The organism is Desulfovibrio inopinatus DSM 10711, from assembly GCF_000429305.1.
GTDB lineage: Bacteria > Desulfobacterota > Desulfovibrionia > Desulfovibrionales > Desulfovibrionaceae > Alteridesulfovibrio > Alteridesulfovibrio inopinatus.
On record NZ_KE386881.1, the window covers coordinates 88148 to 96993 of the forward strand.

At 51.0% G+C, this 8846-nt stretch carries 7 protein-coding genes; 5 read left to right on the plus strand and 2 right to left on the minus strand.

The features are described 5' to 3' along the window. Positions 1-36: 36 nt before the first annotated feature. Positions 37-1140, plus strand: a complete 1104-nt coding sequence (locus G451_RS31660) for an HD-GYP domain-containing protein (RefSeq protein ID WP_051261892.1) — start codon at positions 37-39, stop codon at positions 1138-1140. A 52-nt stretch (positions 1141-1192) separates the two neighbouring features. Here the strand turns inward: G451_RS31660 and G451_RS0124920 are convergent, their stop codons facing one another. After that, entirely contained in the window at positions 1193-2434 is a 1242-nt protein-coding gene (locus G451_RS0124920) for a bifunctional nucleoside/nucleotide kinase/histidine phosphatase family protein (RefSeq protein ID WP_027186357.1), read from the minus strand. 295 nt (positions 2435-2729) lie between these two features. Here G451_RS0124920 and G451_RS31665 point away from each other — a divergent pair, with 295 nt between their 5' ends. Together G451_RS31665 and G451_RS0124935 are read left to right on the plus strand one after the other, a co-directional pair. Beyond that, positions 2730-3983, plus strand: coding sequence for an ABC transporter substrate-binding protein (locus tag G451_RS31665; protein WP_034644002.1), 1254 nt, complete (start codon positions 2730-2732; stop codon positions 3981-3983). A 9-nt stretch (positions 3984-3992) separates the two neighbouring features. After that, a complete protein-coding gene (locus G451_RS0124935) occupies positions 3993-5981 on the plus strand; it encodes an ATP-binding protein (protein ID WP_027186359.1) in 1989 nt (662 codons plus the stop codon). A gap of 9 nt (positions 5982-5990) precedes the next feature. Here G451_RS0124935 and G451_RS31670 read toward each other — a convergent pair whose 3' ends face one another. Then, the gene (locus G451_RS31670; protein ID WP_245587869.1) at positions 5991-7166 is read right to left on the minus strand and encodes a YibE/F family protein; all 1176 of its coding nucleotides are present in this window, start codon (positions 7164-7166) and stop codon (positions 5991-5993) included. Positions 7167-7342: 176 nt separating this feature from the next. Between G451_RS31670 and G451_RS0124950 the strand changes: the two genes are divergently transcribed. Both G451_RS0124950 and G451_RS34735 read left to right on the plus strand, forming a co-directional pair. Next, on the plus strand, positions 7343-8164 hold the full coding sequence (locus G451_RS0124950) for a Cof-type HAD-IIB family hydrolase (RefSeq protein WP_027186360.1): 822 nt from the start codon (positions 7343-7345) through the stop codon (positions 8162-8164). Between the two features lie 127 nt (positions 8165-8291). Beyond that, positions 8292-8846: hypothetical protein (locus G451_RS34735; RefSeq protein WP_027186361.1), on the plus strand; the 555-nt coding region annotated here is incomplete at its 3' end.

The window sequence follows — 8846 nt, forward strand, 5'->3', positions numbered from 1 at the left end:
ATGTCACAGTCTAAAACGATTCGTTGTTGAAAACCAGTGACGACTGACGTACACAAAAGTATGTTTACGGAAATACACGGAACCCTCCTTGTCGTCGATGATGTCTCCGCTACCGTGGAAACATTATCCGATGTACTTGGAGGACGAGTCGGGTCGCTCTCGATTCGACGTGTAGAAACAGTACATGCTGCACAGGCATTGCTTGATGAGAATCGGCAGAGTTGCGCTCCTGTCCTCATTCTCGTCAACGTCCACATCGGTGCAGATCTCAAAAATGGCCTCGGCGTTCTTTCCAACCTCATTCATAGCGAAAGTGCTTCCGGTCGCCCCATTCTCGCACTTGTCAATCGCACCAATGACGATGCGCTCACCCGATGTTTGGAAATGGGAGCAGCCGATGTTCTCGGCTTACCACTCAATCGACTTGAGGTCGCAGCGCGCCTTGGTACGTACCTGCGCCTAGCGGCCACGTCCGAAACACTCAATGGCTGCATTGAAGACGATGAAGCCCTCGCTGAACACGATGCCTTGTTCGATCTTGCCGCCTATGCATCGGTCGGTGCTGATTGGGAACGGGAAGCGGACGAACACCTTCGTCGAGTGCGCGCCTATACCAGTTTGCTCGGTCGAAAATGCGGCATGTCACGAGAAGAAAGCGAATTACTCGGTCTCGCTGGAACATTGTATGACATCGGCAAAACCGGGATCGACGACAACATACTCCTCAAACCGGGAAAACTCACCCAGGCAGAACGCATAATCATTCAAAAACATTGCGAGATTGGCGCCAAAAGCCTTGAGGGTGGAAACTCCGAATTACTCGAAACAGCAAAAGTAATCGCGTTTACCCACCATGAACGTTGGGATGGATCTGGATATCCGTCCGGTCTGACCGGAGAAGAAATCCCCTTACCGGGACGTATCGTGGGGCTTGTCGACGTCTTCGAAGCCCTCACCTCCAAACGCCCTCACAAAGAAGCCTGGTCCATACAGAAAGCTGCCGAGACCATACGGGAAGCCCGTGGAACACAATTTGACCCGTATTTGACCGATATCTTTCTGGAACATCTTGATGAAATCCAATCAATTCGGCTCTCGCTCACAGAACACGACGCAGACACCCTGGAACCTGTGAGTTAGCAGAGCCCTCTTATCCCCTCACCGACAGACGTATATTCACTCTTCCTGACGTTTAAAGCGGACAACTGAAGCAACGGTCCGCAAGAAAGCTCTTCAGTTCAAACACCTTGCGAGTTTGTGTAGACGTAATATGGAAGTATTTATCTTGAGGAATATAAATATACGGAACGTCTTCCGTTCTCCGGAAAAGGAAATGCGATAAAATCATACGATTGACGGCCTGATGCCCAATCACCATGATATTGTCGGAATTTCCGGAAAGATACAAAGCCTTCTTAATCCCCCGATAGACCCGGTCTTTTAGCGTGACATAGCCTTCCCCCTTCTCGTAAATAAAATTATATTTGTCTCTGCTCCGTGCGGCATAGGCCTCCGGCATTTGCTCTAGGATTTCCTGATACGTCATATGCTCACAAACCCCAGCATCAATCTCGTCGAATTCGGGAAGACTGATGACTGTACAATGTCCGCTTTGATCGGCACTGATCGGCGTTCCCATCTGTTTGGTTCGAATCTTGGTACTCGTAAAGATATACGGGATAGGTGTCCCTTTAAAGTGATCTGCCAATGCCCGGGCCTGCGCGTGACCGGTTTCGGTCAGCTCAGAGTTTCCTCCAAGACGCATATCAAGATTGTAATGCGTTTGCCCATGGCGAACGAGAAAAAGATTTTTCACCCAGTCCGAGACGAGCAAATCACGAATGCGTGGATAATACGGTATCACCACGCCGACGTTCTCACGAATGATGCGATTGTTGAGTGTATCGATCGTGATGGAATTGTCCTTGTGCGACAACGGACTGTAGATACTCTCATAATATGAAATGCGCTCTTCAAAGCTACGGTAGGCTTCATCGAATGTCAGGTGAGCGAATTCAGCCATCTTAGTTTTACGGATAATACTGGCTTGCAGCAATTCCCGGTCTTCATTGATACACTCGACAAAAATAATGGGATGATCCGTCAGATGCTCTCGCAACGTCTGACGACGTTTGGCACTAGCGTTGGTGGCATCGAGAATGGCAATTTGACCGCGACTGCTCAGATAATGGCGGGCCTCCTCGATATTAATCATGGCAATCTTCTCTCGCACAGAGTGCCCTTCGATATTGGAAGGGTTATAGAAACCAGCGTGAGAAGTATTTTCCTGTAACATGCGACGACGCACATCTCCGTTATTGAAGATGCGGACCCGGATGTTTTCTTTCTCCAGATTTTCCTTGATTTTGGCCGCCACCGTGGTCTTGCCGCGCGCTGGCAGACCGACCATGACAATATAAAGTTTTTTATCCATGGTCCTGCCTAAAGTTTGGAGGTTATGCGGAGACGATCGGGAGTTTGACGCATTTCCCTGTTCGGGGCAAGAGCCCAGAGCCGGAAATGAATCTTCCGATACGCTCTTAACGAACAGTGAATCATCCGCGACGCCTCTTTCCCTGAGAAAGCAATCATAAGGGAATGCTCCCCATTCTCCGCAGATTGCCCCATCTTGACCCTATAATCGCCTATGATACGATAGATCAAGCTTGCCCATGGGCTTTTCCATATGCCCTGATCCACGGGCTGGCTCATGCCCAGAGGGGAGGGCCATGCGCACGTTGTATTCGTACCTTCTTTTGATCATCCTTGCCGTAACATTCACAAGCTGTGAGCAGCAACAGACTCAAGAAAGGCAGCATCATGCCGTTCCCGGAGTCAGTGCAACGGAAATTCTCGTCGGGTCATCACTACCGCTTTCCGGACACGCCAGCTATCTCGGTCGCCAAACATTGCGCGGCGCCATGGCCTATATCAAGCATGTCAATGAAGACGGCGGCGTTTTCGGACGTACAATTCATGTCATTGCGGAAGACGATGGATATGACCCGCCACGTTGTCTGGCCAACACCCAAAAGCTCATCATTGATGACAACGTATTTGCTTTGTTTTGTTATGTGGGAACCCCGACGACCGTAAAAATCATTCCTTTGGTGGACGAAGCACAAATTCCTCTTGTTGGTTCGTTTACAGGAGCAAATGCCCTGCGTGAGCCGTATAACCGTTATATCATCAATATTCGTGCATCATATTATCAGGAAACCGCCGCTGCGGTGGAACATCTTGTTGAAGATCTTGATTTTACTGATATTGCCGTGTTCTATCAGTACGATGCATATGGATTCGACGGTTTGAAAGGCACGGAACTCGCACTGAAGGAATATGATCTTGCCCCTGTCGCGCGCGGAACTTATGTCCGCGGCACACAAGATGTGGAAGACGGCATGCAGAAAATCATCGACTCGGATGCCCAAGCCGTCGTCATGATTGGAACCTATGCACCGTGCGCCAAATTTATTCGTTTAGCGACAGAGCAACGCCCCGACTTGGTGTTTTATGTCGTCTCCTTCGTCGGAGCCGATGAGATCGCCCGTATTCTGAGTCCACAGAATCAAAGTGTGGTCATCATGTCGCAAGTTGTGCCACCTCCGGATCTTCCGGAAAGCCGGACACTCTTATGGGGAGCTGTTGAATACTCGGATTTACTCAAGCGCTACTTCCCTACGGACCAACCCAACACCGTTGGGCTTGAAGGCTTTATCAATGCCAAGGTTCTTGTCGAAGGGCTGCGCCGTTGCGGCCCGGACCTGACACGCGAACGATTCATCAATGCTGTGGATTCGATCAAAAACTATTCCCTCGGTATCGCCAACACGTTGTCTTTCGGACCGAATCAACATCAGGGATTGGAGCGCGTCTATTTCACCCGCTTATACGACGGGAAATTTGTCCTCATCACGGATTGGTCCAAAATCAAATCCCTCGTTCGTCAAAAAGAACGTCCCGCGACAAAAACCGGTCAGTAGTGATACAGTATGATCGGTCGCTTCAAAAAACTCAGCCTACAAGTAAAAATTTTCGTCGCCACGCTGGCTGTTGTGCTTTTTATCAGTCTCACAATCGCCATGTTGGCGCGTTGGATTCTTGTTTCAAGCCTCACACGAGAACTTGAAATGCGTGGCGTTGCCATTGCTCAAAGCATTGCCGAACGCGGAAGCGGCTTCATCCTCGACGATGACAAGCCGGCGTTAATTAGCCTTGTATTCGACGCCACATTGCTCGGCGAAAGAAAAATCCTGATTTCCTACATCTTCGTCGTCAACGACCAAGGGCAAATCCTGGCGCATACATTTATTCGCCCTTTTCCCAAAGGGCTTCTCCACATCAATCCGTTGCCTCCAGATAAAGAAACCGCCATAAAACTCATCGAAGTCGCCGGAGAAGAGGCATACGATATCGCCGTTCCAGTCAAGGAGGGTATCTATACCCTGGGAACAGTGCATGTTGGACTCAATAAATCCCATATTGACAATCTCGTCGGTAAACTTCGTATCACGTTCCTTGGCTTTATCTCGGCCATTGTAGTCATTATCTTCGTCATCGCACTGAAGATTTCCAATTCCATCACTCGTCCTCTCTCTCAACTCACTAAAATCAGTGACGAAATCAGTCGAGGCAATCTCGACATCCCGCTGTCCATTGGAGATGGTCCGGCTCCGGAATCGCGACAATGCCCTGCCTATCTTAACACAGACCTCCCATGTTGGCATTTTGATCAAGATATTGCCGAAACCCGTGACGTACTGGCAATCGAACCAAGGACATGCAAAGAATGCGATTTCTATCGAAAACGTGAGGGTGATGAAGTCGCTCAACTTGCCGACTCATTCAATAATATGGTGTGGAGTATCAAACTCTACCGCAAGCGTCTGCGCGAATCCGAAGGGAAATATCGCTCCCTCTTCAACTCCAATCCCGATCCCGTGTTTGTCATGGACAAGGAAACGTCGATGATCCTCGACGCCAACCCACGCGCAGAAGAAGTCTATGGCTATACACGAAATCAGCTCGTCGGTATGTCGGCAGCGCAGCTTGAACCCGTAGACGGCCGGAGCGTCTTGAACCAGTTCCTCAACTGTCCTCTCGACTCGGAATGTGTGTTTTTCGACAAACTGCGTCATGTCAAACACGACGGCACTGCATTTTTCGTCAACATCCATGCCTGCCGCATAGCCTACAAAAACCGCGACGCGGTTATCTTCTCGGCCACTGATGTCACGGACATGGTTGAAAAAGATGCGCAGCTCATCCAAGCAGGAAAGATGAAAACCCTGGGAGAAATGTCGGCCGGCATCGCCCATGAACTCAATCAGCCGTTAAATGCCATAAAAATGGGAAGTGATTTTCTCGGACTCCTCATTGATCGTTCCATGGAAATGAGACCGGAACAGCTCAAAACCGTTACCGCGGAAATCTCCAAACAAGTCGATCGGGCAACACTCATTATCAACCACCTGCGAGAGTTCGGCCGAAAATCGGAGTTACGCACCGAGCGAGTTGATATCAATGTTCCCATTCGAGGCGTTTTCACGATTATCGGTCAACAACTCAGCCTGCAAAACATCCGCGTACAACTCGACCTGGCCGAGAACCTTCCTCCTGTCCGCGCCCATGCCAACCGCCTGGAACAAATTTTTTTCAATCTCGTGAGCAATGCCCGCGACGCCATCAATCACAACCAAGAATCCAATCAAAAGCCACGAGAAATCGCCATTCGATCCATTGAAGAGAACAATAAGGTCGTTGTCACGGTGTCGGACACAGGCTGCGGCATTCCCCCACAGGATCTGGACAAAGTCTTTGAACCGTTTTTCACCACGAAACAAACCGGTCAGGGCATGGGACTCGGCTTGGCGATTTCCTATGGCATTGTCAAAGACTATGGTGGCAACATCGAAGTCGGTAGCGAACCAGGAGAAGGCACAACCTTCAAGCTCAGTTTCTCTCCCGATATCAGTGCCTGATCGTCGCTTTCAAAGAGCCGATGTGTCCTGGTTCGGAGACTCTGGTTGAATCACCTGATAACATGCGTTTGCTGGCGTCTTTGGCCACCGGGTAAACACCACAGCCCCCACCATCGCGGTAAACGGCGCCACCATGACAAGACCGAAACTCCCAACCAACGTCTTCAAAACTTCCGCTGCGACGAATTTCATATTGACCAAGTTGACCAGCGGCACACCTTGCGCCATAAATGCCATAACCAACGTAATATACCCGCCGGAATAGGCGAGCAGCAATGTCGTGGTCATAGTACCGACAACGGCACGACCAACACGCAGTCCGGCAGCCATGGCCGGAAACAATGTGATATCCGAATTTTCACGCACAACCTCGTCAAGACTGGCGGCCACATCCATGGCTAAATCCATCACCGCACCGGAAGCCGCTAAAAAAACCGCCGAGACATAAATTCGTGCGATATCGAGATGAGCATATCCAGAGTACAATAGCGTTTCGGAAAATGGGAGCGTAGCACCGTTGAGCCGAAATTTTCCGGTAAAATAGATTGCAAGTACACAGCTTGTCAGAACGCCGAGCATCGCACCGGCAAAAGCGACAAACCCCTTGCGCGATATGCCTCCCACAAGAAAGATAATGGCGGCCGTCAAGACCGACACAACAGATATGGATAAATAGAGAGGGTCATAGCCCTGCAGTAAACCGGGAACGAGAACCTTCCACAACAACATTCCGGAAAACACAAAGGATAAGAGAGCCTTGGCACCCGTCATGCCACCGAACAACAAGAGTAACCCTGCAAAAAGGCCGAGAAGAATCAATTCCAGATCAATACGGTAATGATCCTGTGGGTTCACATACAAAATCTTCCCATCGGCATCGATGGTCAACACCACCAATGCAACGTCACCGACCTTGAAAAGCTTATCAATGTCCATTTTGGCCATAAGCGGGTTATTCGCCCGAAATTCCTGGCCGATATACGGACCGTCGAGAATACGCACCGTCACGCCCTGGTCACCACTGATGACAATACCGTGGCGATTCATATCACTGTTATCGACAGCGATAACTTCACCACGACACCGGACGGCTCGTTCATCGATGCGTTGTTCATAGCCCGTCGGAACAAAATACAATCCCACGGTGAGTGCCAAAAACACCAAGGTCAAAATTCCATCGCGCATAACCTTCCTCCACCCGTCATAAAATTCTTGCTTGATACGCCCAGGCCGTGACATGCCTGTGACGTTCGGGATGGAAAAGAAATGCGCTTGCCGTTTCGCCGGCCATCCTGATCATTTCCAGACCGGTCACAGACCATGTAATCGCTCCACGACTCCAACCGTGAGGAGAGAAATCCATGCGCCACCATACGCCTCGCCCCATCCCCGCTCTTGATGACATCAAACTGCTTGCCCTCGATATCGACGGCACGTTGGTCACTCGCTGGAATCATATTCCCAAGCACGTCATCGCCACTATTCGTGCCGTCGCGGAGCATGGAGTCAAGGTCATGTTGGCCAGTGCCCGGCCACCGATCTCGGTACGGCTCATTATGGAGATTCTGGGACTCCATGGTTACGCCGTTTCGCTCAACGGGGCGATTGTACTCGACGACAATACCGAGGTTGCCATCAAACACAGCTTGGGTGAAGACAATGTGCGCCATGTCGTTGCGTCGGCCAAACAGTCTGGGGTGACAACGTGCCTCTACTCGGAATCCGCCTGGTACACGGAAGTCATCAATCCTGTCGTGGAGCACGAGGCGATTGTTGTCGGGGCTCCACCGGTTATGGCCGACGCCATAGAAGCCCATGCTGCCGAGGCCGCAAAGCTTCTCCTGGTTGGCGAGCATGACACGTTGCTTCCTTTGCAACACCAGGGACGAGATTTGGGGTTGGCCTGCGAATTCAGCGTACCGAGCTTTTTGGAAATGACCGCGCCAAGTGCCACCAAAGGCCAAGGGCTTGCATTTGTGCTGGATACCCTTGGTATTGACCGCAAACACGCCATCGCCATTGGAGATGGACACAATGACATCGGCATGTTGAAGCTGGCCGGTTATTCCGCGGCACTCGGCAATGCTCCGATGGATGTACGAGATCACGCAGATATTGTGCTTGATACAGTGTACAATGGCGGCGTCGGACACTTTCTCTTGCGTCTTCTGCAAAACAGTTAAGCTTGGATTCATTACCATCTTGGAAAAGCGCATGACAGAACACGGTGTTACCGTTACCATCGGTTCCAACTCCATCACGTCCGACACGTGAGTCTAACTGTCATCCCCTATTTCAAGGAGGCGCGCCATGTTCCGAAATGTTGTGCGACGAGAAACCGCTATCCCCGCGCTCGTCGCGACGCTACTGTTTTGTCTGTGCCTGACGAACACCGCTCACAGTTTCAGTTTCACCTGGCATGAAAACTATCTGGCGTGTGCCAGACGATGCCAAACCGCCGACCAAAGCGCCCCGGAAGAAATCCGCAAAAGCTGTATCGTCAATTGTAATTTTGAAGCCGACCGAGCCCACATGTATCCATCGCCCTACTATCCCACGGGGCCAGCACTGGCGGGCGATGATCCCATATTGCCCATCTACCGACAATGCCTGGACACATGCGGCGATAAAGACGGTCCCCATGCCCGCGCCGCCTGCTATCGCGCGTGCAATAAAACATTACAGGACGGTGGTTTTATTGCGGCAGCCGAAGCAACAATGCAAGCGCAGGACGAACCTGCCGCGGCACCCGCCGACGGGCAGCCCGCAGTGACCGAGGAAGCCCAAGGCACGGACGCTGTAGCTGAAGAAGCAGCTCACCAGGAAGAAGCCATCGAACACGAAGCCGCGGAAGCACAGGACGAA

Excerpts from the sequence above, each read along its gene's own strand:
- G451_RS0124920 (WP_027186357.1), bottom strand. The coding sequence starts at position 2,434 with ATGGATAAAAAACTTTATATTGTCATGGTCGGTCTGCCAGCGCGCGGC.
- G451_RS31665 (WP_034644002.1), top strand. The coding sequence starts at position 2,730 with ATGCGCACGTTGTATTCGTACCTTCTTTTGATCATCCTTGCCGTAACA.
- G451_RS0124935 (WP_027186359.1), top strand. The coding sequence starts at position 3,993 with ATGATCGGTCGCTTCAAAAAACTCAGCCTACAAGTAAAAATTTTCGTC.
- G451_RS31670 (WP_245587869.1), bottom strand. The coding sequence starts at position 7,166 with ATGCGCGATGGAATTTTGACCTTGGTGTTTTTGGCACTCACCGTGGGA.
- G451_RS0124950 (WP_027186360.1), top strand. The coding sequence starts at position 7,343 with ATGCGCCACCATACGCCTCGCCCCATCCCCGCTCTTGATGACATCAAA.